This window comes from Halopseudomonas sp. T1L2 (assembly GCF_055397385.1).
In genome coordinates, this window is the sequence record NZ_AP040865.1 from 2,996,001 (window position 1) to 3,020,966 (window position 24,966).

27 protein-coding genes and 1 pseudogene are annotated in these 24,966 nt (G+C 63.7%); 12 read left to right on the top strand and 16 right to left on the bottom strand.

Annotated features, from left to right (window positions below; translation table 11 throughout):
* The 4 genes from ACZ5WQ_RS14210 to ACZ5WQ_RS14225 are packed head-to-tail and all read right to left on the bottom strand — an operon-like array spanning position 1 to position 3,604.
* Entirely contained in the window at positions 1 to 807 is an 807-nt protein-coding gene (locus ACZ5WQ_RS14210) for an SDR family oxidoreductase (protein ID WP_464382514.1), read from the bottom strand.
* On the bottom strand, positions 791 to 1,474 hold the full coding sequence (locus tag ACZ5WQ_RS14215; RefSeq protein ID WP_464382515.1) for a TenA family transcriptional regulator: 684 nt from the start codon (positions 1,472 to 1,474) through the stop codon (positions 791 to 793). Before ACZ5WQ_RS14215 ends, ACZ5WQ_RS14210 begins: the two co-directional genes overlap by 17 nt.
* Positions 1,471 to 2,931: an AMP-binding protein gene (locus tag ACZ5WQ_RS14220; RefSeq protein WP_464382516.1), complete on the bottom strand. Its 1,461-nt coding sequence runs from the start codon at positions 2,929 to 2,931 to the stop codon at positions 1,471 to 1,473. Before ACZ5WQ_RS14220 ends, ACZ5WQ_RS14215 begins: the two co-directional genes overlap by 4 nt.
* Positions 2,918 to 3,604 (bottom strand): thermostable hemolysin, encoded by a 687-nt coding sequence (locus ACZ5WQ_RS14225; RefSeq protein ID WP_338212523.1) that lies wholly within the window; start codon positions 3,602 to 3,604, stop codon positions 2,918 to 2,920. The genes ACZ5WQ_RS14220 and ACZ5WQ_RS14225 overlap by 14 nt, the downstream gene beginning before the upstream one ends.
* A gap of 528 nt (positions 3,605 to 4,132) precedes the next feature.
* Here ACZ5WQ_RS14225 and gltS point away from each other — a divergent pair.
* The gene (gltS, locus tag ACZ5WQ_RS14230) at positions 4,133 to 5,344 is read left to right on the top strand and encodes a sodium/glutamate symporter (protein WP_464382517.1); all 1,212 of its coding nucleotides are present in this window, start codon (positions 4,133 to 4,135) and stop codon (positions 5,342 to 5,344) included.
* Here the strand turns inward: gltS and ACZ5WQ_RS14235 are convergent.
* Complete coding sequence (locus ACZ5WQ_RS14235) at positions 5,334 to 5,783, bottom strand: OsmC family protein (protein WP_464382518.1); 450 nt, start codon at positions 5,781 to 5,783, stop codon at positions 5,334 to 5,336. The two genes, gltS and ACZ5WQ_RS14235, sit on opposite strands and share 11 nt — an antisense overlap.
* Before the next feature lie 93 nt (positions 5,784 to 5,876).
* Here ACZ5WQ_RS14235 and ACZ5WQ_RS14240 point away from each other — a divergent pair.
* The 6 genes and pseudogenes from ACZ5WQ_RS14240 to ACZ5WQ_RS14265 all read left to right on the top strand — a co-directional run.
* Positions 5,877 to 6,086, top strand: a pseudogene (locus ACZ5WQ_RS14240) (ArsR/SmtB family transcription factor); the annotation flags it as partial.
* Entirely contained in the window at positions 6,001 to 6,624 is a 624-nt protein-coding gene (locus ACZ5WQ_RS14245; protein ID WP_464382519.1) for a YeeE/YedE family protein, read from the top strand. The pseudogene ACZ5WQ_RS14240 and the gene ACZ5WQ_RS14245, both read left to right, overlap by 86 nt.
* 3 nt (positions 6,625 to 6,627) lie before the next feature.
* Positions 6,628 to 7,047: a DUF6691 family protein gene (locus ACZ5WQ_RS14250; protein ID WP_464382520.1), complete on the top strand. Its 420-nt coding sequence runs from the start codon at positions 6,628 to 6,630 to the stop codon at positions 7,045 to 7,047.
* Positions 7,044 to 8,789 (top strand): SulP family inorganic anion transporter, encoded by a 1,746-nt coding sequence (locus ACZ5WQ_RS14255; RefSeq protein WP_464382521.1) that lies wholly within the window; start codon positions 7,044 to 7,046, stop codon positions 8,787 to 8,789. Before ACZ5WQ_RS14250 ends, ACZ5WQ_RS14255 begins: the two co-directional genes overlap by 4 nt.
* A gap of 2 nt (positions 8,790 to 8,791) precedes the next feature.
* Positions 8,792 to 8,977, top strand: coding sequence for a YgaP family membrane protein (locus tag ACZ5WQ_RS14260; RefSeq protein WP_233048625.1), 186 nt, complete (start codon positions 8,792 to 8,794; stop codon positions 8,975 to 8,977).
* A gap of 30 nt (positions 8,978 to 9,007) precedes the next feature.
* Positions 9,008 to 9,472: a c-type cytochrome gene (locus ACZ5WQ_RS14265; RefSeq protein ID WP_285676949.1), complete on the top strand. Its 465-nt coding sequence runs from the start codon at positions 9,008 to 9,010 to the stop codon at positions 9,470 to 9,472.
* Positions 9,473 to 9,548: 76 nt separating this feature from the next.
* Here the strand turns inward: ACZ5WQ_RS14265 and ACZ5WQ_RS14270 are convergent, their stop codons facing one another.
* Positions 9,549 to 10,226, bottom strand: a complete 678-nt coding sequence (locus tag ACZ5WQ_RS14270) for a cytochrome b/b6 domain-containing protein (RefSeq protein ID WP_233048627.1) — start codon at positions 10,224 to 10,226, stop codon at positions 9,549 to 9,551.
* Between the two features lie 98 nt (positions 10,227 to 10,324).
* On the bottom strand, positions 10,325 to 11,107 hold the full coding sequence (locus ACZ5WQ_RS14275; RefSeq protein WP_464382522.1) for an SDR family oxidoreductase: 783 nt from the start codon (positions 11,105 to 11,107) through the stop codon (positions 10,325 to 10,327).
* Between the two features lie 242 nt (positions 11,108 to 11,349).
* Between ACZ5WQ_RS14275 and ACZ5WQ_RS14280 the strand changes: the two genes are divergently transcribed.
* The 3 genes from ACZ5WQ_RS14280 (at position 11,350) to ACZ5WQ_RS14290 (ending at position 13,508) form a co-directional block, all read left to right on the top strand.
* On the top strand, positions 11,350 to 11,898 hold the full coding sequence (locus ACZ5WQ_RS14280) for a sigma-70 family RNA polymerase sigma factor (protein WP_464382523.1): 549 nt from the start codon (positions 11,350 to 11,352) through the stop codon (positions 11,896 to 11,898).
* The gene (locus ACZ5WQ_RS14285; RefSeq protein WP_335601024.1) at positions 11,895 to 12,611 is read left to right on the top strand and encodes an anti-sigma factor; all 717 of its coding nucleotides are present in this window, start codon (positions 11,895 to 11,897) and stop codon (positions 12,609 to 12,611) included. The genes ACZ5WQ_RS14280 and ACZ5WQ_RS14285 overlap by 4 nt, the downstream gene beginning before the upstream one ends.
* A gap of 117 nt (positions 12,612 to 12,728) precedes the next feature.
* Positions 12,729 to 13,508, top strand: coding sequence for a DUF4394 domain-containing protein (locus ACZ5WQ_RS14290; RefSeq protein ID WP_464382524.1), 780 nt, complete (start codon positions 12,729 to 12,731; stop codon positions 13,506 to 13,508).
* A gap of 290 nt (positions 13,509 to 13,798) precedes the next feature.
* Here ACZ5WQ_RS14290 and ACZ5WQ_RS14295 read toward each other — a convergent pair whose 3' ends face one another.
* From ACZ5WQ_RS14295 to ACZ5WQ_RS14325, 7 genes are all read right to left on the bottom strand, one after another.
* Positions 13,799 to 14,890 carry an IS5 family transposase gene (locus ACZ5WQ_RS14295; RefSeq protein WP_464383627.1) on the bottom strand — a complete coding sequence of 364 codons (1,092 nt, stop codon included), beginning with the start codon at positions 14,888 to 14,890 and terminating at the stop codon, positions 13,799 to 13,801.
* Positions 14,891 to 14,968: 78 nt separating this feature from the next.
* Complete coding sequence (locus tag ACZ5WQ_RS14300; protein WP_464382525.1) at positions 14,969 to 15,322, bottom strand: VOC family protein; 354 nt, start codon at positions 15,320 to 15,322, stop codon at positions 14,969 to 14,971.
* 499 nt (positions 15,323 to 15,821) lie between these two features.
* Positions 15,822 to 16,577: a sulfite exporter TauE/SafE family protein gene (locus ACZ5WQ_RS14305; RefSeq protein WP_464382526.1), complete on the bottom strand. Its 756-nt coding sequence runs from the start codon at positions 16,575 to 16,577 to the stop codon at positions 15,822 to 15,824.
* A gap of 22 nt (positions 16,578 to 16,599) precedes the next feature.
* Entirely contained in the window at positions 16,600 to 17,385 is a 786-nt protein-coding gene (locus tag ACZ5WQ_RS14310) for an SDR family oxidoreductase (protein ID WP_464382527.1), read from the bottom strand.
* 146 nt (positions 17,386 to 17,531) lie between these two features.
* Positions 17,532 to 18,461 carry an SDR family oxidoreductase gene (locus ACZ5WQ_RS14315; RefSeq protein ID WP_464382528.1) on the bottom strand — a complete coding sequence of 310 codons (930 nt, stop codon included), beginning with the start codon at positions 18,459 to 18,461 and terminating at the stop codon, positions 17,532 to 17,534.
* A 2-nt stretch (positions 18,462 to 18,463) separates the two neighbouring features.
* Positions 18,464 to 19,414, bottom strand: a complete 951-nt coding sequence (locus ACZ5WQ_RS14320) for a bile acid:sodium symporter family protein (protein WP_233048635.1) — start codon at positions 19,412 to 19,414, stop codon at positions 18,464 to 18,466.
* The gene (locus ACZ5WQ_RS14325) at positions 19,411 to 20,745 is read right to left on the bottom strand and encodes a flavin-containing monooxygenase (protein ID WP_269688328.1); all 1,335 of its coding nucleotides are present in this window, start codon (positions 20,743 to 20,745) and stop codon (positions 19,411 to 19,413) included. Before ACZ5WQ_RS14325 ends, ACZ5WQ_RS14320 begins: the two co-directional genes overlap by 4 nt.
* A gap of 148 nt (positions 20,746 to 20,893) precedes the next feature.
* Between ACZ5WQ_RS14325 and ACZ5WQ_RS14330 the strand changes: the two genes are divergently transcribed.
* Both ACZ5WQ_RS14330 and ACZ5WQ_RS14335 read left to right on the top strand, forming a co-directional pair.
* A complete protein-coding gene (locus tag ACZ5WQ_RS14330; RefSeq protein WP_464382529.1) occupies positions 20,894 to 21,871 on the top strand; it encodes an AraC family transcriptional regulator in 978 nt (325 codons plus the stop codon).
* Between the two features lie 201 nt (positions 21,872 to 22,072).
* A complete protein-coding gene (locus tag ACZ5WQ_RS14335) occupies positions 22,073 to 22,429 on the top strand; it encodes a hypothetical protein (RefSeq protein WP_088277739.1) in 357 nt (118 codons plus the stop codon).
* A 26-nt stretch (positions 22,430 to 22,455) separates the two neighbouring features.
* Here ACZ5WQ_RS14335 and ACZ5WQ_RS14340 read toward each other — a convergent pair whose 3' ends face one another.
* Both ACZ5WQ_RS14340 and ACZ5WQ_RS14345 read right to left on the bottom strand, forming a co-directional pair.
* A complete protein-coding gene (locus ACZ5WQ_RS14340; protein WP_269688319.1) occupies positions 22,456 to 22,848 on the bottom strand; it encodes a globin in 393 nt (130 codons plus the stop codon).
* Positions 22,849 to 23,004: 156 nt separating this feature from the next.
* Positions 23,005 to 24,933, bottom strand: a complete 1,929-nt coding sequence (locus ACZ5WQ_RS14345) for a methyl-accepting chemotaxis protein (RefSeq protein ID WP_335600988.1) — start codon at positions 24,931 to 24,933, stop codon at positions 23,005 to 23,007.
* Positions 24,934 to 24,966 lie beyond the last annotated feature (33 nt).

A 24,966-nucleotide genomic window follows, 5' to 3' on the forward strand; every position in this document is an offset into this window, starting at 1 on the left:
TCAGTGCTCCCTGGTGTGGGTTGAGGGGGTGGCGTAGTGCTGGATGGTTGGCAGTTGGCGACGCAGGGCCTTGTCTACCAGCCGCGGCAGAATCCCGTTCAGGCGCACGAACAGGCGCTCGGGAAAGCCCAGATGCACCTCGCGCAGATCGGCATCCAGCGCCTGAACCAATCGCTCGGCGACCAGCTCGGGGCTGTCCATGCTGACCTGCAGTTCGGCGTTCATGGCTTCTACCGCGGCATTGTTCATCTCGGTGCGGGTCGCCCGCGGCGCGAGGTAAAGAACGCCGACATTGGTATCCGCCAGCTCGCGGCGCAGTGCTTCGGAGAAGCCGCGCAGGGCGAACTTGGTCGCGCAGTAGACGCTGAAGCCGGGGTAACCGATCGAGCCGAAGGTCGAGCCGATGTTGACCACACAGCTCTGCGGCTGGCTGCGCAGCAGCGGCAGCATGGCGTGGGTGAGCTGCAGGGTGGCTGTCAGGTTGGTCTCGATCAGATCATTGATGGCCTGCTCCTGCATGTTCTCGAACAGGCCGAAGTGGTTGATGCCGGCGGCGTTGATCAGCAGGTTGATGTCTCCCATCTGCTGCGCCCGGCGCAGCACGCTGGCGCGGTCGGCCGGTTGACGCAAATCGGCCTGCAGACAGCTGACCTGGGACGGATTGCGCTCCACCAGGGCCTGCAGGGCCTTGTCTTGTCGGCCGACCACCAGCACCTGCGCCCCGCGCACGCAGAGCGCGGCTACGATGGCGCGGCCCATGCCGCCGGTGGCGCCGGTCAGCAGTACACGACTAGCCGACAGCTGCATGGCGCACCTCCTCCTCGACCGAGCCCGGCAGGCTGCGGAACATGTCGGCATAGAGCCGGTAGATCACCTTGGCGGTGTGCAGCACGGCGGTGCGGTCTGCATCGTTGTCGATGCGGTTTACCAGTTGCTCGAAGAACTTCATGTGCTCCAGATCCAGCGAGCCGTGCGAGGTCAGGTAGCTGAATGCCTGCGGCGGCAGGCCCAGGCCTTCCTTGAGGCTGCCGGCGGCCTGGGTGGCCAGCGCGATGCTGGTGCCTTCGAGCACGAACACCATGCCCAGCATGGACATCGGATTGAGCCGGTTGATGCGGTCGTACATGGTGCTGACCATCAGTTCGGTGGCCAGTGCCGGGGTGCTGTGGCGGACCGCCTCGGCGTCACCACCGCAGGCGCGGATGTCGTTGAGAATCCACTCCTGATGGCCGATTTCCTCCTCGATGTACTCGGCCATGGCCTCGCGCACCCATTCGTGGTCGCTGTCCAGCCGGGCGCCGCAGGCCATCAGCAGCGGCACGGTGTGACGCACGTGATGGAAGGCCTGGGCCAGAAACGCGATGTAGCTGTGGCGTTGTACCTCGCCGCGCAGGGCGGCCTGGATCAGAGGTGAGCTGAACAGGTATTCGCGTTCGTTTACGGTTTCGCTTTGCAGGTGTTCAAAGAAAGTCATAGGGCAATGTCCTCGGTCAGCAGGCCAAGTAGGGCTGCACGGTAGTGTTCGATGATCTGTTCGCGGCGCAGGCGACCGTTGCTGGTCAGCTGGCCATTGTTGGCAGTGAAGGGTTCGCTGGCGGTCAGCCAGGGGCCGATGCGGGCGTAGTCGGGCAGTCGGCTGTTGGCCTGGGCGATTGCCTCCTCGATGTCGGTAACCCGGAAGGCACTGCTGCGCGGCACGATCAGTGCCACGTTGACCGGCAGCGCCTCGCCGTACACCAGCACCTGGGCAATCGCCGGATGGGCGGCGACCTCGGCCTCGACCCATTCGGGATTGACGTTGCGGCCATAGGCGGTGATGAACTGGTTCTTCTTGCGGCCGAGAATGCTCAGGTAGCCATCCTCCAGCTTGCCGATATCACCGGTCGGCCACTCGTCGGCGGTCAGCGGCGGCTCGCCGAGATAGCCCAGCGCGCGGGCACCGCGGACCAAGATCTCGCCGTCATCGGCAAGGCGAATCTGTACATGCGGCAGCGGCTGGCCGACGGTGCCCGGGCGGTTGCAGCCCGGACGATTGAGGCAGACCACCGACGCGCATTCGGACAGGCCATAGCCCTCGAACACCGGCATGCCGTGTCTGGCTGCCCGCTCCAGCAATGATGGTGCAACCCGGCCGCCGCCGACCGCGATAAAGCGCAGGCTGCGCGGCAGTGGCGCACCGGCGTCGGCAGCCTGCAGCAGACCCTGCAGCAGCTGCGGCACCAGAATCAGACTGTGCGGCTGGCTCTGGTTCAGCACCGTCAGCAGCCGGGCCGGATTGATCTGCGCGCCCTGCAGGCCGGTGTCGGTCGGCACGCTGATGCTGGCGCCGTTGAGCAGCGCGGTGATGGCGCCCAGATTATCCAGCAGCACGGCCAGCGGCAGCAGAATCAGGTGCTGCTGCGGATCAACCGGCGAGCAGGCCTCACGCAGGCTGTCGGCGACCTGCAGCATGGCTTCGGCAGACAGGCAGACGCCCTTGGGCGTGCCGGTGGTGCCGGAGGTAAAGGTGATCTTGGCGGTGCCGGCCGGGATGCCGACGCCCATCGGTGCCCGTTGCCAGCCCAGCGAAGTGGCGGCAAAGCCCTGTGCCAGCAGCTCTGCGCTGTCGTCGGCCATGCCCAGCACGGTGTCGACGCCGGCGCTGCGCAGCAGGTGTTCGCGCTGCTGTCGGGTAAAGAACGGCGCAATCGGCACGCAGATCAGGCCGGCCTTGAGAATCGCCAGATCCCACAACAGCCACTCGCGACCGTTGGGCAGGGCCAGCGCCACGCAGCGGCAGCCGACCGCGCGCAGGTGCTCGGCCCGGCGCTGGATCTCGGCCGGCAAATCGGCGTAGCTGATGCTGCCCTGCTCGTCGCTCAGCGCAGATTTGTTGGGGCGCTCGGCAGCGTGGCGTTCAAGGCTGTGCCAGAGCGTCTCAGGCGCAATCATGGGCAATCTCCGGGCCGGTTTGCAGGTAATCGGGTTGATAGCGCATGCGCTCGAACAGGCCGCGGCGCTGCAGCTGGTTGAAGCCTTCGGGGATATAGCCGGCCATTACCCGGGGGCGGGTGGCGTAGTAGCTGCCCCACTCCAGGCGGGCTTCCCCCAAGCGCAGCGGGTCGGCCGGGCCCAGATCAATCGGGCTCAGGGTCAGGCGCTGGAAGCTGTTGAGCAGCATCGGTGTGCCGGTGAAGACCACCCAGGTGTACCCGCTGGTCGCCAGGTAGTGGGTCAGCGCGATGATCAGCAGGCGCCCTGCTCCGGGAGCCAGTGCGGCCAGATTGCCGACTTCTACCACCTGCTCGCGGTTTACCGGCAGGTCGGTGTGCTGACGAATGGCGTCGCACACCGGCTGATCGAGATAGTGTTCGAGAAATAGCGGGCCACTGGCGCCGCCGCGGATACCCACACCGGCCTGCAGCGTGCCCTGCTGGCAAAGGCCGAGCAGCTCCGGCATGAACTGGCGGACATTGGCGCCGTAGGTGTCGGCAAAACAATCGTGAACAAAGCTCTCCAGCCGCGACCGCAGCGTGCAGTCTGGGTGCTGGGGAGCGTGCAGCAGGGCGGCGTCATCGCCCAGGCGGGCGAGTTGTCGAGCCTGTGGAACCGGGGTCTGTGACATGGCCTTCCTCCTCATGTTGGGGAGGAGAATGGCGGGTGAATCTTAAGATCGGCTTAAGCGAATATTTTGCTGCGTGTTTTTGTTGGGTTTTGTGTGTGAGCGCCTTGTTTTCATCAGCACTCCCTGTGTTGGTCAGGTTCGCTTTTCGCCTTCGCGGCGAGCCAAGGGGGGCTGCTTGCCCAGCCAGACGTGAAGCGTGTACGGACCAACTCCCCGTTTACGCGGGCGAGTAGCGCAGATTTATCGGGAAAAAGGACCGCAGCATGTCTGAGGGGCGTAGCCCCGAGTTCTGCGGTTCCCCGATAAATCGAGCAACGCAGCGAACCCGAAGGGCCGCGTAGCCGGGTGCCCCGGGGGATCGCTAAGGGGGGCTGGGCAAGCAGCCCCCCTTGGCTCGCCGGGAAAGGCGAAATACTCGGGTAGCGGCCGCACCAATAGTCAGCTGAAAGGAAATGGCGTTTGCTCGCCTCCCCGCCCCTGCGTATATGCTTATCCCCTGCTGCCCACGCCACCAACCCGAGACCTGTCATGGAACAGACTGCCCTGCTGATCAACACGCCAACGACCCTCGCGCTGACGGTGATTGCGCTCTGGCTGGGGTACTGGATCAACCAGCGGGTCAGCCTGCTCAGCCGTTACAACATCCCGGCGGCGGTCAGTGGCGGGTTGCCGATCAGCGCGCTGGTGGCGGTGATGCAGTTGCTGTCTGATCGTGAGATTCAGTTTGATCTGCAGCTGCGAGACCTGCTGCTGATCGTCTTCTTCAGCACCATCGGGCTTTCGTCGCGGTTGCGTCAGTTGCTTGCCGGCGGGCGGGCGCTGGCAATCATGCTGGGGTTGGCGGTGGTGTTGCTGCTGTGTCAGAACCTGGTGGGTACGCTGCTGGCGCTGGGACTGGGGGAAAGCCCCCTGTACGGGCTGATTGGCGGCAGCATCTCGCTGGCCGGCGGCCACGGCACCGCGCTCACCTGGGGGCAGTTGTTCGAGGAACATTTCCAACTGGCCGACGCCAGTACCCTGGGGCTGGCGATGGCGACCGCCGGCCTGATCAGCGGTGGTCTGCTGGGCGGGCCCGTGTCGGCCTGGCTGATTCGCCGTCATGGGCTGGTGAGCACCGAGGTGGAGAGCGAGTTGCCGCATCTGGAAGGGCGCGGCAAGACCACGTACCTGATCGACCTGGATCATCTGCTTACTGCGGTCCTGCTGATCGCGCTGTGTTTTGCCCTTGGTGCCAGCGTCTACGACTGGCTGTCAGGCTTGGGCCTGCGGCTGCCGGCGTTTCTGACCGCCATGTTCCTCGGCATTGTGCTGGCCAACGGGCTGGACATGGCGGGCGTGGAGGTCGATGCCAGGCCGATTCAACTGGTTGGCGATCTGAGCCTGCAGCTGTTTCTGGGCATGAGCCTGATCAGCCTGCCGCTGCTGTCATTGCAGGGCGCGTTCGGAGTGATCGGCATCATGCTGCTGATACAGGCCGTGGTGATTACCCTGTTTACCGTGTTTCTGGTCTTCCCGCTGTTGGGCCGCAATTACGACGCGGCCTGTATCAGCGCGGGGTTTATCGGCATGGGGCTGGGCGCCACGCCAGTCGGCATCGCCAATATGGATGCCTTGACCAGACGTTACGGCCCCAGCCCCAAGGCCTATCTGGTGATCCCGCTGCTCGGCGCCTTCTTTATCGACATTGCCAACGCCACGCTGGTGCAGACGCTGCTCGGCTTCGAGCTGTTCAGCCCTTGAGCTTGACCCCGTCGCTGTCGAGCACGGTGAGCTGAATCGGCAAGGCTTCCGCAACGCTCTGCGACACGGTACAGAATTGCTCGAATTGATCGAGAATCCGCTCCAGCCGCTCGAATGCGCTGGCCGGATGGCCCAGATGCAGGGTTACTTCCACGCCGACCACGCGCATGCGGTTCTTCTCGTTGCGCCCGATCAGCCCGACCGCCTCGGTGCGGATGCCGTCGTTCGGCTGGCGGAATTTGGCCAGGGCGAAGATCAGACTGTCACTCAGACAGTTGGCGATAGCGGTAACCAGCAGCTGGGCCGGGCTGGGGCCTTCGTTATTACCCAGTGGTGCCGGCTCGTCGGTGATCAGCGGTGGCGTGCCACCGCTGAAGCGGGCTTCAAATCGATAGCCCTGCTGCTGCTCAAGGGTGACTTCTACACGGTTTTCACTCATCGGGGGCTCCCTTTCGATTGGCGTGCTTGCAAACAATCTATTTTTTTATATATTGTTAGTCAATAGAATGTTCCGAGAGATCGTACTGCTGTCATGAATAACCAATCCGATATCCAGCGTCTGCGCAGCTCTGCTGATCAGGCCCACCAGTTGCTCAAGGCGCTGGCCAACCGTGACCGCTTGCTGTTGCTGTGTCAGCTGGTCGATGGTGAGCGCAATGTTGGTGAGCTTGAAGAGCTGCTGGGCATCGTCCAGCCGACCCTGTCGCAGCAACTGGCCGTGCTGCGCCGTGAGGGGCTGGTGGATACCCGCCGCGAGGGCAAACTCGTTTACTACCGTGTGGCCAGCCGTGAGGCACTGGCTATTCTGCATACCCTGTACGGCCTTTACTGCGCCGAGGAGACAGCTGATGAACATTGATTGGGCGGCGTTTACCCCGTTGTCGGCGTTGCTGGGTGGTGCCTTGATCGGCGCAGCTGCGGCATTGCTGATGCTGTTCAATGGCCGCATCGCCGGTATCAGCGGGTTGGTCGGCCGGCTGCTGACGCCGCAGGCAGGTAACGGCGAGGCGTTGCTGTTTGTGCTCGGGTTACTGCTGGCGCCCTGGATCTATCTGGCCGTGGCAGGCGAGATCAGCGTGCAGGTGGAGGCTGGCCCGCTCGCGCTGATCGTCGGCGGCCTGCTGGTGGGCTTTGGTTCGCGGCTGGGCTCTGGTTGCACCAGCGGTCACGGTGTCTGCGGGCTGTCGCGGCTGTCGCCGCGCTCGCTGGTCGCTACCCTGAGCTTTATGGGCGCGGGCTTTGTCACCGTGTTCGTGCTGCGTCACCTGCTGGGAGTCTGAACCATGCGTGGATTGATTGCGTTGGCCAGCGGCCTGCTGTTTGGTTTCGGCCTGCTGATTTCGGGTATGGCCAATCCGGCCAAGGTGCTTGGGTTTCTGGATCTGGCGGGGGCCTGGGACCCGTCGCTGGCGCTGGTTATGGCGGGGGCGATTGGTGTTGCCTTCGTGCCCATGCAGTGGATTCAGCGTCGTGGCACTACCCTGCGCGGAGAGCAGGCACAGTTGCCGACCAGCCGCACCATCGACCGTCGGCTGGTGCTCGGCAGTGTGCTGTTCGGCGCCGGCTGGGGGGTGGCAGGTTTCTGCCCTGGCCCGGCTCTGGTTGCAGCGTCAGCCCTGATCCCGCAGGCACTGCTGCTGGTGGCCGCTATGCTGCTTGGCATGTGGCTGTTTGCCCTGTATGACCGCCAGGTGAAGGCGTGAGTCAGGATCTGCGCCTGCAACCGCCGGGCAGCAATGCGCTGTTCGGCTGGATGCGCCACTATCGGCGCGCCTGGCTGGCGGGTGATCTGACAGCCGGCCTGGTGGTTGGCATCATGATCATCCCGCAGAGCATGGCCTACGCCATGCTCGCCGGGTTGCCGGTGCAGATCGGCTTGTATGCCAGCATTTTGCCGCTGATCGGTTATGCATTGCTGGGCAGCAGTATGACCCTGTCGGTCGGGCCGGTGGCGGTCACCGGCTTGATGACCGCCACCCTGCTCGCGCCGCTTGCGACGGTTGGCTCCGCTGATTACCTGCAGTTGGCGATCTGGCTGGCGCTGCTGTCGGGGCTGATGCTGCTGGGGTTCGGCTTGCTGCGCCTCGGTTTTCTGGCGAATTTTCTCAGCCATCCGGTGATCAGCGGCTTTATCAGCGGTGCGGCGATTCTGATTGTGCTCAGTCAGTTGCCGAAGCTGCTCGGCCTGCGTGGCTGGCCGGATTCCCCACTTGATCTGCTGGGCAGCTGGAATACCGGCAATTCACTGGTGCTGGCGATGGGGTTGGTCGCGCTCGGCTGGTTGCTGTATGCGCGCGGAAAGCTGGCTGGTCACCTGCGCGGGCTCGGCCTGTCTGCGACACTCGCCAGTCTGCTGGCCAAGCTGGCGCCGATTCTGGTGGTGGTGCTGGGTGTGGTGATTACCCTGCTGGCCGATTTGCCCAACAAGGGCGTCCCGGTAGTCGGGGAGATTCCCGCCGGACTGCCGGCGCTGGTGTGGAATACGCCGGATCTGTCGGCGCTGCGCTCATTGCTGCTGCCGGCGGCGTTGATCAGTCTGGTCAGCTTTGTCGAAAGTGTCTCGATCGCCCAGTCACTGGCGCGGCGCAAGCGCCAGAGCATCGACCCGGATCGCGAACTGCTCGGGCTGGGTGCCGCCAACATTGGTGCCGGTCTGAGCGGCGGCTTTGCCGTCTGTGGCGGCTTCTCCCGCTCCAGTGTCAACATCGAGGCCGGTGCCAATACACCGCTTGCCGGCGTCTTCTCGGCGCTGCTGGTTGGTCTGATTCTGATCAGCATCGCGCCGCTGTTTGCCTGGTTGCCGCAGGTTGTGCTGGCGGCGGTGATTCTGGTTGCAGTGGTGCCGCTGGTCGATCTGGCCAGCTTGCGCCGGGCCTGGCGTTATGACCGGGCCGAAGGTCTGACCCTGCTCAGCACCGCCGTTGGCGTGCTGGTGCTGGGGATCGAGGCGGGCATCGTGCTGGGCGTGTGTTTTGCTATCGTCGCCCAGCTCTGGCGCGGCAGCCGCCCCCATGTGGCGGTGGTCGGCCGGGTGCCGGATACCCACTACTTCCGCAATACCAAACGCCATCTGGTTGAAATCGAACCGCACCTGCTGGCGCTGCGGATCGACGAAAACATCTTTTTTGCCAACACCAAGGCGGTCGAGCAGGCCATCTCACAGGCGCTTGCCGACTATCCTGATACCAGAGAAGTGTTACTGATTCTGTCGGCGGTTAACCACATCGACAGCACCGGGCTGGACATGCTCAGCGAGCTGACCGAAGGGCTGCGCGAGCGGGACATTCGTCTGCACCTCGCGGAGGTCAAGGGCCCGGTCATGGATCAACTGCAGCACACCGACTGGATACGGCAGCAGATCGCCGGGGTTTTCCCCAGCACGGATATCGCCTTCAACACCCTGGGCAAGGTCAGAGACCGCGCCCCAGAGCACTCAGGAGAGTAGCCATGAAAGCCAATGTAGGTACTATTGACCGTGTTCTTCGCATCCTCGCAGGAGTCGTGCTGATTGCCCTGACCCTGACCGGCACCATCGGTTTGTGGGGCTGGATCGGGTTGGTGCCGCTGGCAACCGGCGTCTTTCGCTTCTGCCCGCTGTATCCGCTGCTCGGGATCAACACCTGCGGAAAGTGAAGCGCCATAACAGCTAAAAAAGGAGTTTGTATGAAAACCGTGATGACAACCCTGCTGGGCTCCGCCCTGCTCGCTGCCAGCCTGTCCGCCGCTGCGATGGACCCCGAGAAGCAGATTGAAACCCGTCAGGCCGGTTTCAGCTACATGGCCTGGAACATGGGCAAGATCAAGGCGCAGGTCATTGATGGCAGCGTCGAGTACAACCAGCAGCAGGTAGAAGCCGCTGCCAATACCATTGCTGCGATTGCCAACTCGGGCATCGGCGCGCTGTTTGGTCCGGGTACCGAGAAGGACATCGGTGATGTGCGTACCAGTGCAGATCCGTCGCTGTTCGAAAACATGCAGGATGTGGCTCAACTGGCCGGCAACATGGGTGCCGCCGCCAACACCCTGGCCGAGAAAGCGGCAACCGGCGACCAGTCGGAAATCCGCATGGCGTTTGCCGAAGTGGGCAAGACCTGCAAGGCCTGCCACGACAAGTACAAGATGGACTGAGTCGTCAGGTTAGCCGACAAAACCCGCCAGCTGGCGGGTTTTTGTTTGATTGGGCGGTTATCGGCCTTCCCGGGGCTTACCAGGCTGGCACGGCGGGCGCCGGCGGCGGTGCGGGAATCCAGGTGCCGGTGGCAAACCAGATGGCTGCGCCGGCGATGACCAGCGTGATGATCAGCGCAACCCAGCCGCCGCCCCTGACCTGTTCAACCTGATTGGCCGGCACCTCTGCCTTGCCGTGAATCATCGGACCAACCAGGTTCTTGCCGCGCAGGCGGTACAGCACAATGGCGAGAATGTGCAGCGCCAGCAGGGCGTAGATCAGCTCTTCGGTGGAACGGTGCCAGCCGCTGAGCAGGCTGCCGGTGTCGCTCGAAGCCAGTCGGCTGAGCGGACCATAGAAGGCCACGTCGTCGTTACTGAACAGCCCGGTTACTGCCTGAAACGCCATCAGCCCCAGCAACGCGAATACCGACAGCGCGCCGATCGGATTATGCCCCAGTGCCTGCCAGCGGCCGCCCAGATAGGCCTTGATACGAGCCGGTGTCGGAAAGAAGCTGGCAAAGCGTGAGTGGGTCGAGCCACAGACGCCCCAGACCAGACGGAAGGCCAGCAGGCCGACGACCGCGATGCCGAAGCGCTCGTGCCATTCGATCCAGTTGCCGCCGAGGCTGATGGTCACCAGCGCGCCGGTGACGGTCAGTGCCAGCAGCCAGTGAAACAGACGCAGGGGAAGATCCCAGACCAGGGTTTTCATTGGGGCAGACTCGTGGTTGTCGGAAAGAGGCTGCAAGGCTACCCCTCTGCAGCCCGCGCTCGCAAGCGTCTGGGCTGCGGGGTGCGCTGATATGTCGCTCAGGGCTGCATGTGGCGACCGAGTTTGTCGCGCAGCAGCTCCGGGTTGTTGCCGGCGGCCTTGTCCAGCTCGGCCAGCTCCTCGGGGATGTACCAGTGCAGCTGGTCCGAGTGGTAGCTGTTCCACACCGCCTTGGCTACTTCAATGGCCTCAATCAGCCGGAATGGCCCCTTGTCCGGCGCCGCCGCCATCATCTCCTCGCTGGGCATCCCGGTGCGGATCAGCCCCGGCAGCGCGTCGGCGCAGCGGATGTCGTAGCGGCGAAACTCGTTCGACAGCGCCTCGGTCAGGCCCTTCACCGCGTGCTTGCTGGCCGAGTACACCGCGATCAGCGGCATGCCCATGGTGGCGGAGGAGGACGAGGTGTTGAAGCACAGCGCATTGGGTGTCGCCTTGAGCAGCGGCAGCGCGCTGTGGGTGCCGTTGAGCACGCCGATAACGTTGACGTTGATGATCTTCAGCTGATCCTCAAAGGGTAGCTCGTCGAAGAAACCGCGCATGACGATGCCGGCGTTGTTGAACAGAATATCCATGCGCCCGCCGGTGGCTTCGCCAAAGGTAGCGACCGCGGCGTCAAACTGACCCTTGTCGCTGACATCCAGCGTCTGGATCACGCAGTTGTCGGCGCCGAGTTCTGCCTGCAGCGCCTGCAGACCGCCCAGATTCAGGTCAAAGGCACCGATAAACCAGCCCTTTTCGTGGAACAGCCGCGCGGTTTCGCGGCCCATGCCCGACGCTGCCCCGGTGATGAAAATCGCCTGCCGCCCTGCTGCCAGTGTCATGCGCCTATCCTCTTTTTGGTGTTGTGGATGGTTCGACGTTAGCACCGCAAGGCGGCCTTGGGAGCCAACCGCCAGTGGGGCTGATTGATGGGCAATCAGTGGCGTGATGGTGCCGTGGGTCGCTTGGCGCCGAAACAATTGCTCATTAAAAAGCTGGTTTTTCTCGGCCTGGACATCTGCAGGTTGTGCTCAGCGGTATAGCCTTCAGCAAGGCAACGGGTGATCGCATACAGGAACAGCGCATGTCGGGCAGCGAATTCGATTATGAAGGTACTCTTGAAGCATGCGCCGGCGGCGACCGCGCGGCGTTCAAGCGCTTGTATCAGCAGGAAGCAGGTCAGTTGCTGGGCTTGGCGATCACCCTGCTGGGGCGGCGCGATCAGGCGGAAGATTGCCTGCACGATGCGCTGCTCAAGGTCTGGGTCAATGCCGACCGCTTTGATCGCAGCCTGGGCTCCGGCCGGGCCTGGATCTTCAGCATCCTGCGTTACCGCGCGCTCAACCAGCTGCGCGGCCGCAAGCAGCTGGTGGCATCCAATGACGGCTTTATCAACGACATGGCGGACGAGACAGCTCAAGCCGAAGAGCTGGCCGATGCGCGCTCTTCTGCGCGCCAGCTGCGGGACTGCCTGCGGCTGCTGGAGCGCCCGCGTCGCCATCCGATTTTGCTGGCGTTCTACCGGGGCCTGACCCATGACCAGATTGCTGCGCGTCTGAGCGCGCCGCTGGGCACCATCAAGGGCCGAATCCGCGCCGGATTGCGCGCACTACAGGAGTGTCTGCAGCCATGATTCCGCAAGCGCCCGAGCAGCGCCGTGCTCTGATCGGCGAATACGTCCTGGGCTTGCTGGAGGAGCCCGAGGCCACAGAGGTCCGCGAACTGATCGAGCAGGACCGTGATGCCGCCAGTATGGCGCTGGAATGGGAGCGTCATCTGCTTGATCTGGCTGATGCCCTGCCCGCGCAAGCGCCCTCACCGGCACTCTGGCAACGCCTGCAGCAAAGCCTCGGCTGGCAGTCGTCAGCCGACCAGACAGAAAACAGCCTGGCCCGTTGGTGGAACAGCCTCGGCCTCTGGCGCCTGACCAGCGCCGGCCTCGCCCTGCTGGTGCTGCTCAGCTGGCTGCCGGGCGTGCTGCGTGACAGCGCCTCCGGCCCCAGTTACACCGCCGTGCTGCAGGTGCCGGGTGAGAGTGCCAGACCGGGCTGGGTGATCACGGTAGATGGCGACGGCACCCTGACCCTCGAGGCGCTGGTGGCTGATCAAATCCCGCCGGACCGCAGCGTGCAGTTCTGGACGCTGGTCGATCCCAAGGATGGGCCGCACTCACTGGGCCTGATCGAGCCGGGTAAGGCCGTCACCCTAAGCGCCGAGCAGATCGGCGCGGTGCAGGCCGGTCAGCTGTTTGAGCTGACGCTGGAGCCGGAGGGCGGCTCGCCGCTCAACCGGCCGACCGGTCCGGTGCTGTATATCGGGCGGGCGGTGCTGACGGCGAGCAATTGAAAAAATGCTGCGTCGCGACATCCAGCGCGCAGGTTGGTGGGTATAGCTTGCAGGTGTCTTGCAAAAGCACCACGTCAGACGGGCTTTCCGTCACCACCTGCAAGCGAGGATTCACCGATGAAAACTATCAATACCCTGATTTTGAGTAGCTCCCTTGTACTGGCCGCCAGCGGCGCCAGCGCGGCACAACTGATCGCCCTGGGTCAGGACGGTAGTTTGCACAAGGTCGATGTCGACAGCCTGAGTGTCACCGGCAGCATGATGGTCAGCGGCGCCAGCGACCTGCGCGGTATCGACGTGCGCCCGGCCAACGGCATGCTCTACGCCCTCAGTGGCGGCGACGGCATCTACACCATCAACACCGCCAACGGTGCGGCCACTGCCGCCACCACACTCAAGTCCGCGTTGCCGGGTGACGCCTCCGCGGTCGTCGACTTCAACCCCAAGGCTGATCGCCTGCGCCTGCTCGCCGCCGATGGCACCAACTTCCGCGTCAATGTCGACAACGGCGACGTTGCGGTCGACGGCAGCGTTGCCTACGCCGCCGACGGTGCGTACGCCGGGCAGACCGCTCAGGTCGCCGCCGGTGCCTACACCAATTCCTACCCCGGCACCGAAACAACCGAGCTGTTCACCGTAGATCTGGCCACCGGCATGCTGATGCTGCAGAACCCGCCGAACGACGGTGTCCAGCAGGCCGTCGGCGAACTCGCCAAGGGCCTCAATGGAGCCGCCATGGATATCGTCAGCGATGGCAGCGGCAACAACACCGCCTACGTGCTGACCGGCAAGACCCTGCACACCGTTGATCTGGCTACCGGCACGCCGATCACGCTGGGCGAGGTCGCCGGCCTGGCAGACGGGATTGTCGATATCGCCGTGCTCGGCAGCATGTAAGTCTGGCTGGACGGAACAGCCCCGCGCGCTGGCGCGGGGTTGTTTGTGTCTGGGTTATGGTGCTGTCGATCAGCTGCGTGGCGGGTTTGAGTGCCACCTCAGGCCGCGGTAAGGAGCTTTTTCAAGTGCCCTTAATCGTGACTCTAGCAGCCTGTTGAAATTCGCCGCGATGATTACGTCCACTGCTTCTGGCAGCAGCGGTCGCGCTCGTTTACTTCCCGTTTAGGGCGCCAATCGATGGAAATAGCCCGATTTGGCGTGCTCCAGGCGCACCTTCCCCGTCAACGCGCTCATGCCATTGAGCCTGTAGCCAGCAGCTTCGGCAGGCGCACCAGGTTGCTTGCCGCCATGGCCAGCTGGAACAGCGCGTCGACACGCTCAAGTCCGCGTTGCTTCACCTGGCGCAGGCCTGCCGCCGCCTTGAGCCAGCCGAAGTGGGTTTCGATCCAGGCGCGAATCTTCAGGCTCAGTCCATAGCCAGCATGGCGCGTGGTACGGCCGTCGATGGCGCTACGCCGGCCACTGGTGTTCTGTGCCACATGCGGTGTCACGCCGAGTGCCCGACAGGCGGCCACGAAGTCTGCCGTATCGTAGGCCTTGTCCGCAGCCAAGGTGCGGCGACGGCGACCACCCAGCTTGCTCAGCATCGCCAGCGCGGCTTCGCGTTCGCCACGGCCACCGGCCAGAGTCACATGAGCACTGCGCACCAGGCCACTGCGGTGTTCCATCAGCACATGCCCCATGTAACTCAGCTGCGCGCCGGTGTTGTGGCTCTTTCGGTACAGCCGGGCATCCGGATCGCTGGTCGAGGCGTGGGTGTCGTTGCTGCGCTTGTGCCCCTTGAAGTCCGGCGGGGCATTGCGTGGTCCGGGGCCTTGATCGTCTGGAGAGTCGTCCTTGGGCCGGAAACTCTTCTGAGAGGCCCAGGCTTGCAGCAATGTGCCGTCGACTGAGAAGTGCTCATCCGAGATCAGCCCCTGCTTCTCTGCCAGGCGCACCACCTCGCTCAGAAATTCGGTGGCCACGGCCTGGGCATTGAGACGGTCACGGTTCTTCGAGAAGACCGAGTGATCCCACACCGGATCATCGATGGCCAAGCCGACGAACCAGCGGAACAGCAGGTTGTAGCCCAGTTGCTCCATGAGCATCCGCTCGCTGCGCAGCGAGTAGAACAACTGCAGCAACTGTGCCCGCATCAGCTTCTCGGGGGCGATCGAGGCGCGACCGGTGTCGGCATACAAGGTGTCAAACAGGGCGCTCATCCGCTGCAGAGCGGTGTCTGCCAGCTTGCGGATGGCGCGCAGGGGGTGAGTCGCTGGCACGAAGTCATCGAGCTTGGCGACAGTGAACAAGGATTCCTGAGTGATATCGGCGCCACGCATGGAAATCGGGGTTCCCGGCAGATTGGAGCCGATATCGTAAACCTTACACTGCAAAGTCAGACAGACCGTAGGCGAATTTCAACAGGCTGCTAGTGAACCGCAGTGCAGTTCGAGCTTGTGCCCGTCTGGGTCCAGCAGATAGAGCGAGTCGCCCTCGCTGCAGTTCTTTTGCCATTGCTGCACGGCCAGGTCCGGCAAGCGTACGCGCAGCGCAGGCAATGCGTCTACCTGCATTGAGAAGGCGATATGGCTGTAGTCCGCAGCGGGTTTTGGCTGCCCAAGATTCAGGCAGAACCACAGTTCACCTGCACTAAGGTAGGCGCCTTTATCCCAACTGACATGCAACTGCATGCCCAGCAGGTCGCGGTAGAAAGTGATGGATGTGCCGAGGTCGCGGACAGTAATCGTGATGTGGTTGAGGGCCTGGATCATGGCGTCTGTCGAGAACCGAAGGTGCGAGCAGGGCGATGGCATGAACTGCCCCGACAACCTCGCGGGTGGCGGCGTCAGTTTTTGCAGCCGTTCTTGTCGCAGGTAATGCGCTCGGAGGATTGTACCCAGTGATGTGCATTCTCTCGGGTGTTAAATCCGCACCCGGTTCTACCGCCTTTGCTGCCCGAATGAACGATACCAGTAGGGGTGTGCTTCACGGCCATGATCCTTCTCCTTTGCGTGGCTATTACGTCCTTTTTGGCGTTACGTCTCTGCAGGGCTGCTGCAGAGTAAGAAGTGTAGTCGATGAGTTGCGGCAGGGCGAAAGCCATGGGGCACGGAGGCCCGGACTGCGATGAGCCGATTAACTTGCGTATTCGGCTCATTAAGTGAGCCGAATATCGGCTATGTTTGGGGCGTGGACGGCGGAAACGAGCGTAGCGCATTGTTGGTGGAGACGCCGCTGGCTTACTCCACCCTACCGTGCCGCGTTGGCCCGTCATAGCACCGCCTTGCCCAGCAACAACACCCCGGTCACCACCAGCAGACTGTACACCACCAGCCGGAAGCGCTGTTCGTTCAGGCGGTGATGGAGGATCTCGCCGAGGACGACGCCGATCACCAGCACCGGCAGGTAGCTGGCGATGCGTGGCAGGTTGGGCAGCAGGCTGCCGTCGAGCAGGAACAGCACGGTCATGCTGCTGTTGAGGGTGAACCAGACGCTGATCAGGGTGGCGCGCAGCTGGCTCTTGTCCAGTCGGGTGCCGGCCAGCGCGTAGACCAGCAGCGGGCCGCCGGAGGCAAACAGGCCGTGGGTCAGGCCGGCGCCGAGGGTGAGGCTGCGGCTCAGCCAGCTCGGGTGCGGCGGGCTGATATGACCACGGAACATGCGTAGCAGCTCACGACCGGCAAACCACAGCACCAGCACACCGAACAGTGCCTTGAGCAGCTCGCCGCTGAGCCACGGCCGCAGTCCGTAACCGAGCAGCATACCGATCAGCATCAGCGGCAGGATCAGTTTGAGCAGGGTTGGCCAGTGAATGTGCTGGCGGTTGCGCCAGGCCAGATAGCCGCTCATGCAGATATTGAGCGGCACCAGTACCGGCAGCATGGCCGGAATCGGCAACAGCAATGCGCCGAGCGACAGGGCAATGACGATACTGCCGAAGCCGGTGATGGCTTCGATGGTGTAGGCCAGCAGGATAAACAGCCCCAGCCAGAGCCAGGGATTGAGCAGCAGGGTGTCGAGGGACATGGTGTTTTCTTGTAGTGGAGGATTAGCCCAGCTCACCGGCAAAGCGCTTGCGCACCTGGCGCAGATACAGCGCCGGGGCAAAACGCCAGAGCAGGCTGCCGAAGCGGGAAACCGGTTCGGGCAGCAGCCAACGGTGCCGTTTTACCAGGGCTTCGTCAATCAGGCCGACCATCCATTCCGGGGTGCGCATGCCGCCGACCATGGAGCGCGCGTGGCTGGCGGGTTTGCCGTCCTTGCCCAGGGCATTGTGCTCGATCGGGGTGTCGAGAAAGCTCGGGTAGACCATCAGCACGTGGATGTTGTCGCGCTCCAGCTCCAGTCGCAGCACCTCGAAGAACTGGGTCAGCGCGCCCTTGGCAGCGCAATAGGCGGCGCGCCCCGGTACCGGCATCCAGCCTGCCATCGAGCCGATGCAAAGGATCTCGCCCTGGCTGGCGCGCAGCAGCGGCAGCGCCGCCATGGTCAGCTCGACCGGGCCTTGCCAGTCCACCGCCATGACCCTGCGGAACACCGCCGGATCGGTCTGATGCGCTGGTGAGCGGTGGGTGATGCCGGCGTTGTTGACCAGTCGATCAAGGCGACCGAAGTGGTCGCTGGTGGCCTTGATCAGCCGCTGAATGTCGTCGGCGCTGGTGATGTCGGCGGTGACCGCGAGTACCCGCTCGGGGGCATTCAGTTCCTGTTCGCGCTGCCTGAGCAGCGCCTCGTTGACGTCGGCCATGACCAGGCTGTGGCCGGCGTCGAACCAGCGCTTGGCCATCGCCCAGCCTAGGCCGGAGGCGGCGCCGGTGATCAAAATAACCTTCATGGGGGGCTACCTTTGGTCGCAGCGGCAAGCTTCAAGCTGTAAGCCTCAAGCGGGCCGCTGCATCCTTTGCATTTGGGGTTAGCGCCTCACTGCCGGGCGCGCTGAGTGGTTTTCGCTTGAAGCTTGTGGCTTGGAGCTTGCTGCTGCTACCTCCGCAGGCCGCGCTGCTCGATGAAATATTCAAATGTCTCCGCCGAGGTCTTCTGCAACTGATACCCAAACTCCTCCTTCAGCCGCCGGTTGCTCAGCACCGGGCGGTAGCGCAGGAAGTTGATCTGCTCCGGGCCGGTGGGTTTGCCGAGCCATTTGGCGACCTGCAGCGCGCTTTTCAGAATCCACGGTGAGACGGTCAGCAGCGGTTTGTTCAGCTTCCGGGCGATTTCGCGCATGGTCAGGGCGCCGTCGCCGGCCATGTTGAAGATGCCCAGGCGGTCGTCACGGATGCCCATCTCCATCGCCGCCAGTACGTCCTGATCCCAGATGAAGACGAAGGGCGAGTCGCTGCCCTTGATGGCCAGCACGCGCCTGGCTTCGAACAGATTGGTGATCTGGTTGCGGGTTTCGCTGCCGAGCACGGTGCCCGGGCGGAACACCAGTTGCTGCAGAGCCGGATGTTCGCGGCGGTACTCTGCCAGCAGTTCCTCGATCTGGCGCTTGTGATCGGAGTAGGCGAACTCGCGGTTGCCGCGGATGGCGTCCTGTTCGTCAATCCAGGCCGGGTTATCAGGGTAGTAGCCGTAGGCTGCGCCGGAACTGGTCACGGTCAGATGCTGCACCCCAGCCTCCACGCAGGCCTTGAGTACGTTGCGGGTGCCGTTGACGTCGATGTCGAAGTCGCGTTCGCGGTCCTTCGAGGCCTGCAGGATAGACGCCAGATGCACCACGTGGGTGATCTGCTCGCGTTTGAGCAGATCGACCAGGCCGGTGTCGCGGATGTCCATGACCTGCAGCGGAAAATCCAGATCGTCACGGCTGCGGATGTCGGTGCCGATGACGTAAAAGTCCCTGGCCAGGCGGTTGCCAAGTTGATGACCGATATAGCCGGCGGCGCCGGTGATCAGAATGCGTTTGCTCATGGTTACAGGCTCTGCGATACGCCGCGGCGAGCGGCTTCTTGTTGTTGTTCGTGGCGTTCGGTGCGGCGGCTCTGACGTGCCCACAGCTGCGACAGGGTCAGCCCGGAGACCAGATGCCAGACGCCCCAGAAGGCGGTAATCAGCATCATGCCGCCGGCGTCGGGGAAGAAGGTGAAGAGAATCACCAGCCCCAGACCGGAGTTCTGAATGCCCACTTCCATGGTCACCGCGCGGCGGTCGGCCAGTGGCAGGCGCAGCAGCCTTGCCATGCCGTAGCCCAGGCTCAGCGCCAGCAGGTTGTGGGCGACCACCAGCCAGAAGAAGCTGTGGAAGCGTTCGATAAACAGATCGAAGTTGTTGGTAAAGGCGATGGCGACAAAACCGAGGAACACCAGCAGCGAGATCACCCGCAGGGGCTTTTCGCTGCGCGTCACCAGCGCCGGCCAGCGCTTGCCGCTGACCATGCCAAGCAGCAATGGCAGGGCCAGCACCAGCAGCACGATGACCAGAATGCCGGTCGGGTCGAGGCTGATCTGGGTCAGGTACTCGCGGGTGTGCGGGTTGAGCCAGCCATAGAAGGCAAAGTTGAGTGGCGTCAGCACTGTCGCGGCCAGACTGGAAACCGCCGTCATGCTGACGGAAACGGCGACATTGCCGCGGCCCAGCCAGGTCATGACGTTGGAGAAACTGCCACCCGGGCAGGAGGCGACCAGGATCATGCCCAGCGCCAGTTCCGGGTCGATGTTCAGCAGCCAGGTGAACAGGCAGGTAGCGGCCGGCAGCAGCAGAAACTGCGCAATCAGCCCGGCCACCGGCGCGACCGGCGCCTTGAGGATGCGCTTGAAATCATCCAGCGTCAGGCTCAGCGACACGCCGAACATCATCGCCGCCATGATCAGGTTGAGGGTGATCAGGCTGGCCGGGTCGAACTGGATCGGCAGCGCGCCGCTCATGTCGCCGGCACCGGCTGCGGTGCGGCCTGCTCAAGACCGGCCTCCAGCTCGGTGATGTGCTGGTGCAGGGCGTCCAGATAGGCATCCTTGTTGACGTAGTAGGCCATGCGCGCGAGCTTGATGTAGTCGTAGCCACCGTCCAGATTGGTGGTCGCCTTCTGCCGTTTTGTGGCGGCAAAGCTGGCCGCCTGGGCGCTGCCCTGACGGTGCCGGTGAATATACAGCGCGGTCAGCCTGGCCTGTAGGTTGCGGCCTTCCCAGCCGAGTCCGGCGGCCTCGATCATGCCCATCATGAACAGGTTGTCGTACTCGGGGTGGAATACGTTCAGGTACAGCTGCGGTGCATCCAGCGCCGCCGGCCAGTTCAGGTGCTCGCGCTTGATGAACGGGTAATCCAGCTGATACCCGGTGGCCAGCAGAATCAGGTCGTATTCGGCGCTTTCGCCGTCGACAAAATCAACCCGGTTGCCGTCCATGCCCTGAATGTCGCGGCGGGCGTGGATATCGCCATGACCCAGGTGATGCAGGATCAGCGAGTTGACCACCGGGTGCGACTCGTACATGCGGTAGTCCGGATCGGGCAGCCCGTAGTCCGAGGGCTTGCCCATGATGAAGCGGATCAGGGCAGCGTCCATGCGCTGCTTCAGCGGGCGTGGCAGCTTGAACTTGCGGCCGGCGCTGAGGGTATCGGTCGGCTTGCCCTTGATGAATTTGGGCAGGAAGTAATAGCCACGGCGCAGGCTCATATCGACTGATTTGGCGTGGTGCACCGCATCGACCGCGATGTCGGCGCCGGAGTTGCCGCAGCCGACGATCAGCACCCGCTTGCCCTTGAACACCTCGGCGCTGCGGTACTCGGCCGAGTGCATGATCTGGCCGTCGAAGCGCCCCGGCAGCGTCGGCCGGTTCGGCGTGTGCAGGGTGCCGTTGGCGATCAGCAGGCCCTCGAAGCGGCGACTCTGCTGCCGGCCTTCGCGCTCGGTGATGATGTTCCAGTGGCTGCCATCGCGCTCGACGCTCAGCACCCGGGTGTTGAATTCGTAATGACGGTACAGATCAAAGTGCCTGGCATAGGCCTGGAAGTAGCGCTTCATCTCGCTGTGGTGCGGGTACAGCGCGACGCTGTCTTCCATCGGGAATTCGGCGAACTCGGTCATCCGCTTGGAGGAGATCAGGTGCGCGCTGTCGTACATGGTGCTGTGCGGATTGTCGATGTCCCACAGCCCGCCAACGTCGCTGTGCAGCTCAAGGCCGATGAAGGGAATGTCCAGCTTCTGCAGGTTGCGGGCAGTGGCCAGACCCATAGGGCCGGCGCCGATGACAGCGTACATGGAGATACCTCAACTTGTTCTTGTCGTTGTTATGAGCCCTGCTCTGCGCGTGTTACATCCGGACGGCGGCAGGGTATGATCACGAGTCTAGCCAAACGCCCTGCGGCGGTATCGGACAAAACGGGACAGGAATCCGGCAATTCAAGCCATGTCGAGCGTCGATCACAGCGTTACTCCCCTCTACGCCCAGGCCCTGCTGCAGTCCGCCCAGCGCCAGGGTATTACCCTGCCCGCCGACCTGATTGCGCGGCTGCAGGGTAACGAGCGTATCCCGCTGGCGGTGCAGGATGAGCTGTGGGAGTGCTACTGCGAGCTGGCTGCCGATCCACTGGCCGGTCTGCGGCTGGGGCTGGACATCCAGGTCGGCCATCTCGACAGCGCCGGCATGCTGCTGGTGACCTGCGAGACCCTTGGTGAAGCGCTGGCCGAGCAGGTTGAGTATGCGCCGCTGATCGGCGCCGGTGGCGAGTTTCAGCTGCTGCGTGACGGCGATGAGATGGCCATCGACTACCTGCCGCAGCTCAAGGTGCGGCAGGCCGAACGGGTTGAGGCGGTGCTGGCCGGCCAGCTGAATCTCACGCGCTGGGCGACCGGCGGCCGATTCACCCCGAGCGGTATCTGGCTGGCCCACGCCCCGCTGGCGCCGCTGGACGACTACCGTGCATTGATCAATTGCCCGCTGCACTTCGAGGCCGGCTGCAATCGCATCACGTTCTCTGCCGATCAGCTTGAGCTGCCGCAGATTCAGGCCAACAGCGCCCTGCGCGATCACCTGCGCCAGCTCGCCGACCAGACCCTCGCCAGCCTCGGCCAGCACAGTCTGGCCGCCGAGGTGCAGGCGCAGGTGCGCAGTCAGCCGCGCTGGGGCAAGGAGCGGATTGCCGAGCAGTTGGGTCTGAGCGGCCGCCACCTCAACCGCAAGCTGGCCGAGGAAGGGCTGTCGTTCAAGACCCTGCGTGAATCGGTGCTGCAGGAGATGGCCTGTCAGGCCTTGCAGCAGGGCCGCCTGAGCGTGGCGCAGATTGCCGAGCAGCTGGGCTTCTCCGACGAGAACGCCTTTGTTCGCGCCTTCCGCCGTTGGCAGGGCGAGACGCCGGCGCGCTTCAAGGCCGGGTTTGGCCGCTGAGCCGGCACTACGGCTTGCATTAAATTGCTGTGGGGCTATGGTAGGGCCTTCAATCGCTTTCTGAGTGGAGTAATGCGCGTGTCCCTCGCCGTCAGCGCCGCAGCTGTCGCCTTCCTGATCTGAGCCGGGGCGGTTCGTCCGCGCCCGGCTGCCGTTATCGGTTTTCCCTCTCCCCTTTTTCCCTTGCTGGAGACTGCAGACATGACGTCTGTTGCTGTTGGCGCACATCCGCGCCTGCGCGCGCTGCTGCGCGATCGTGGGGCCTGGTATCTGACCGGGCCGCAGGAGCTGGCCAGTGTGATTGGTCGGCTGGAACGGCTGGAGCGTGATGCCAGCCCTGACCTGGCTCGACCCGGCAGCTATCTTTTGCTGCTCGACCTGACCAGCCAGACCCTGTTCAATTTGCGCCTGTGCGAGCGCAGTCGCGGAACACAGGAGATCTCGATCTTCTCACCGCTGGGTGCCCGCTTGCTGGCCGCGCGGGCCGGCGATGTGGTGACGCTGGAGGGGTTTGGTTCTGGCTGGCGCCTGCTGCTGGTGCAGGTAAGACCGGGCTGAGCCTTCGCCCGCAGGCCGGCGTCGGTTCAATAGCCGGCCTGAATCACTTCAATGCCCTTGGCCAGCACATCGCGCCAGGCGTAACTGACCTCGGGTGTCGCCTGCCGGTCGTGCAACTCTACGGTGCGCACCAGGGCGTCGACCCAATAGGTGTAGAGATGTGGCTGGATATTGAGGTTCTCGCGCGAGTGCGATTTGGCCAGCGCCTGCAGTTTGGTGGGCGGCAGGCCACGGGAGAACAGCACCAGATTGAGGATGCCCTGGCGCAGCAGCAGTTTCTGCGCGGGCATATCGGTGTTGGTGAACTTGGCGCGGACTTCCGGCGAGCTTTGCAGGAATTGCTGGTAGAAGTCGTCGAAAAAGGTAGCAGACGCGCAGCAACGGCCGTAGCTCTGCATGACAATATCAGGGGCTTTCATGGTGATCCTTGCGGTGCAGCAACGTGACGCGGGGCGCGGAGTGTAACAGGTTCTGCCGCGCCGCTCGCTGCTGGCAATTTGCCGCCGCGCACCGCTCTAAAACGTGGGTTGCAGTCCTTTAACCGTAACCCGCAAGGGCGCTGGATACGCATGCTGCTATAACTGGAAGCGCTCCATCTGCTGACGCAGACTGGCCGCCAGCCGGGACAGCGTCTGACAGTCAGCCTGGCAGGCACGTACTTCATCCGCCGTGGCGTGCGCCAGGTCAGCGATACCCTGGGCATTGCGGGTAACGTCCTCGGTGACGCTGGACTGCTCCTCGGTGGCGGTGGCGACCTGGTGGTTGATGTCGCTGATCTGCTCGACCTGGCCGGCAATGGTCTGCAGCGACTCACCCGCCTCTCGGCTGGCTTCAACCCCGCTGGCGGTGGCGTTCAGGCCGGCGCGCATGGCGCCAACCGCCTGCTCGGCGCGGCTCTTGAGCGATTCGATCATTTGCTGGATTTCGTCGGTCGATGCCTGGGTGCGGCTGGCCAGGGTACGGACTTCGTCGGCGACCACGGCAAAGCCACGGCCCGACTCCCCTGCCCGCGCCGCCTCGATGGCGGCATTCAGCGCCAGCAGGTTGGTCTGCTCGGAAACGCTGCGAATCACCGTCAGCACCCGGTCGATGGAGGTGATCTGGTCTGCCAGTTCGGTCACTGAGTCGGCGGCGCGGCCAATGTCGGCGGACATACGTTCAATCGCCTCGACTGAGCGGCCAACCACGGCTCTGCCCTCGACCGCTTCGGCCTGCGCGGCGCTTGAGCTGTTGGCAGCGCTGTTGGCATTGCGCGCGATTTCCTGCACGGTCAGACCCATTTCGTGGGCAGCGGTGGCGACCAGATCGGTCATCTCATGCTGGCGCACGGCGCGCTCGGCGGTGTTATCGACCACTTGCGCCACCTGTGTGACGGCGCTGCTCAGCTGACGACTGGTGATAAGTACATCGCTGATCAACTGGCGTTGACTGGCGACGAAGGCGTTGAAGCCGCGGGCCAGTTCGCCCAGTTCGTCGTCACGCTTGTCGTCCAGTCGGGCGTTCAGGTCGCCGCCGCCGGCCGAGATGGCGCCTAGGGCTTGCGACACGCGGCGCAGCGGTTGCACCAGGCCGCGCACCAGCAGCGCCATCAGCGCCAGTGCCAGCAGTCCCACGGCACCTGCGATCAGGCTGGTGCGCAGCAGCGCGGCGCGGGCGTCGGCGTAGATTTCGTCTTCCGGCACCAGACTGACCAGGGTCAGGCCGAGGCGTTGCAGCGGCTGTGCGCTGGCCAGCCAGGCTTCGTTGTCACGCTGAAAACGCACCGGCTCGCTGCCTGCGGTCAGTGTGTTGGCCGCCTCGACGCTGGTCAGGTCACTCAGGCTGCGGCTGTCGTTGAAGCTGGCGTTGGGGTGAACCTTGACCTGCTGATCGGCACCGATGAGGAAAATCACGCCACGCTCGCCAAACTGAAAGCCGCCAATCAGCTCCGACAGGCTCTGCAGGCTGTAGCCCAGACCGGCGACGCCAAGGGTCTTGTCCTTGAGGGCGATGCGTTGATTGATGAACAGTGTCGGCAGGCCAGAGGTCTTGTCGGTGTCAATTGAGGCGACCTGATCCTGGTCGCCGTCGACCAATGTATAAAACCAGCTGTCTGCCGGGTTGTCGCGACTCATCACCCGAATCTGGCCCTGCTCGGAGTAGAAATTGCCGCTTTCCAGCACGGCGATGCTGGTGGTGAGTGCGTTCTGCTGCTGCTTGACGCCATCCAGATAGCGGGCGAAGGCACTCATCCGGATCGGGTTCTCGCCATAGGCCAGCCAGTCCTGCACCAGGCTGTTGCCGGCGATGGCCTCGGTCGCCGAAATCGGTCCGGCCAGGGTGCGTTCCAGGTCGTTGCGAATGGCGCTCACCTGCGCGGGTAATGCTTGCTTGATCAGATAGCGCTCGGTCATCTGGTGCAGCACCGAGGAGTAGATCAGCACCACAATCAGGGTGGTGACGCCCAGCGCGGCGCCCATACTGATGATCAGCTGCCATTGAATACTGCGTTTCCAAAGGGTCATGGACGTGCTCTCGACAAAGCCTGACCGTCGCCA

Bases quoted from the DNA above. Each gene is read 5' to 3' on its own strand.
- ACZ5WQ_RS14210 (WP_464382514.1), bottom strand. From the start codon at position 807: ATGCAGCTGTCGGCTAGTCGTGTACTGCTGACCGGCGCCACCGGCGGC.
- ACZ5WQ_RS14215 (WP_464382515.1), bottom strand. From the start codon at position 1,474: ATGACTTTCTTTGAACACCTGCAAAGCGAAACCGTAAACGAACGCGAA.
- ACZ5WQ_RS14220 (WP_464382516.1), bottom strand. From the start codon at position 2,931: ATGATTGCGCCTGAGACGCTCTGGCACAGCCTTGAACGCCACGCTGCC.
- ACZ5WQ_RS14225 (WP_338212523.1), bottom strand. From the start codon at position 3,604: ATGTCACAGACCCCGGTTCCACAGGCTCGACAACTCGCCCGCCTGGGC.
- gltS (WP_464382517.1), top strand. From the start codon at position 4,133: ATGGAACAGACTGCCCTGCTGATCAACACGCCAACGACCCTCGCGCTG.
- ACZ5WQ_RS14235 (WP_464382518.1), bottom strand. From the start codon at position 5,783: ATGAGTGAAAACCGTGTAGAAGTCACCCTTGAGCAGCAGCAGGGCTAT.
- ACZ5WQ_RS14245 (WP_464382519.1), top strand. From the start codon at position 6,001: ATGTTGGTGAGCTTGAAGAGCTGCTGGGCATCGTCCAGCCGACCCTGT.
- ACZ5WQ_RS14250 (WP_464382520.1), top strand. From the start codon at position 6,628: ATGCGTGGATTGATTGCGTTGGCCAGCGGCCTGCTGTTTGGTTTCGGC.
- ACZ5WQ_RS14260 (WP_233048625.1), top strand. From the start codon at position 8,792: ATGAAAGCCAATGTAGGTACTATTGACCGTGTTCTTCGCATCCTCGCA.
- ACZ5WQ_RS14265 (WP_285676949.1), top strand. From the start codon at position 9,008: ATGAAAACCGTGATGACAACCCTGCTGGGCTCCGCCCTGCTCGCTGCC.
- ACZ5WQ_RS14270 (WP_233048627.1), bottom strand. From the start codon at position 10,226: ATGAAAACCCTGGTCTGGGATCTTCCCCTGCGTCTGTTTCACTGGCTG.
- ACZ5WQ_RS14275 (WP_464382522.1), bottom strand. From the start codon at position 11,107: ATGACACTGGCAGCAGGGCGGCAGGCGATTTTCATCACCGGGGCAGCG.
- ACZ5WQ_RS14280 (WP_464382523.1), top strand. From the start codon at position 11,350: ATGTCGGGCAGCGAATTCGATTATGAAGGTACTCTTGAAGCATGCGCC.
- ACZ5WQ_RS14285 (WP_335601024.1), top strand. From the start codon at position 11,895: ATGATTCCGCAAGCGCCCGAGCAGCGCCGTGCTCTGATCGGCGAATAC.
- ACZ5WQ_RS14290 (WP_464382524.1), top strand. From the start codon at position 12,729: ATGAAAACTATCAATACCCTGATTTTGAGTAGCTCCCTTGTACTGGCC.
- ACZ5WQ_RS14295 (WP_464383627.1), bottom strand. From the start codon at position 14,890: ATGCGTGGCGCCGATATCACTCAGGAATCCTTGTTCACTGTCGCCAAG.
- ACZ5WQ_RS14300 (WP_464382525.1), bottom strand. From the start codon at position 15,322: ATGATCCAGGCCCTCAACCACATCACGATTACTGTCCGCGACCTCGGC.
- ACZ5WQ_RS14305 (WP_464382526.1), bottom strand. From the start codon at position 16,577: ATGTCCCTCGACACCCTGCTGCTCAATCCCTGGCTCTGGCTGGGGCTG.
- ACZ5WQ_RS14310 (WP_464382527.1), bottom strand. From the start codon at position 17,385: ATGAAGGTTATTTTGATCACCGGCGCCGCCTCCGGCCTAGGCTGGGCG.
- ACZ5WQ_RS14315 (WP_464382528.1), bottom strand. From the start codon at position 18,461: ATGAGCAAACGCATTCTGATCACCGGCGCCGCCGGCTATATCGGTCAT.
- ACZ5WQ_RS14320 (WP_233048635.1), bottom strand. From the start codon at position 19,414: ATGAGCGGCGCGCTGCCGATCCAGTTCGACCCGGCCAGCCTGATCACC.
- ACZ5WQ_RS14325 (WP_269688328.1), bottom strand. From the start codon at position 20,745: ATGTACGCTGTCATCGGCGCCGGCCCTATGGGTCTGGCCACTGCCCGC.
- ACZ5WQ_RS14330 (WP_464382529.1), top strand. From the start codon at position 20,894: ATGTCGAGCGTCGATCACAGCGTTACTCCCCTCTACGCCCAGGCCCTG.
- ACZ5WQ_RS14335 (WP_088277739.1), top strand. From the start codon at position 22,073: ATGACGTCTGTTGCTGTTGGCGCACATCCGCGCCTGCGCGCGCTGCTG.
- ACZ5WQ_RS14340 (WP_269688319.1), bottom strand. From the start codon at position 22,848: ATGAAAGCCCCTGATATTGTCATGCAGAGCTACGGCCGTTGCTGCGCG.
- ACZ5WQ_RS14345 (WP_335600988.1), bottom strand. From the start codon at position 24,933: ATGACCCTTTGGAAACGCAGTATTCAATGGCAGCTGATCATCAGTATG.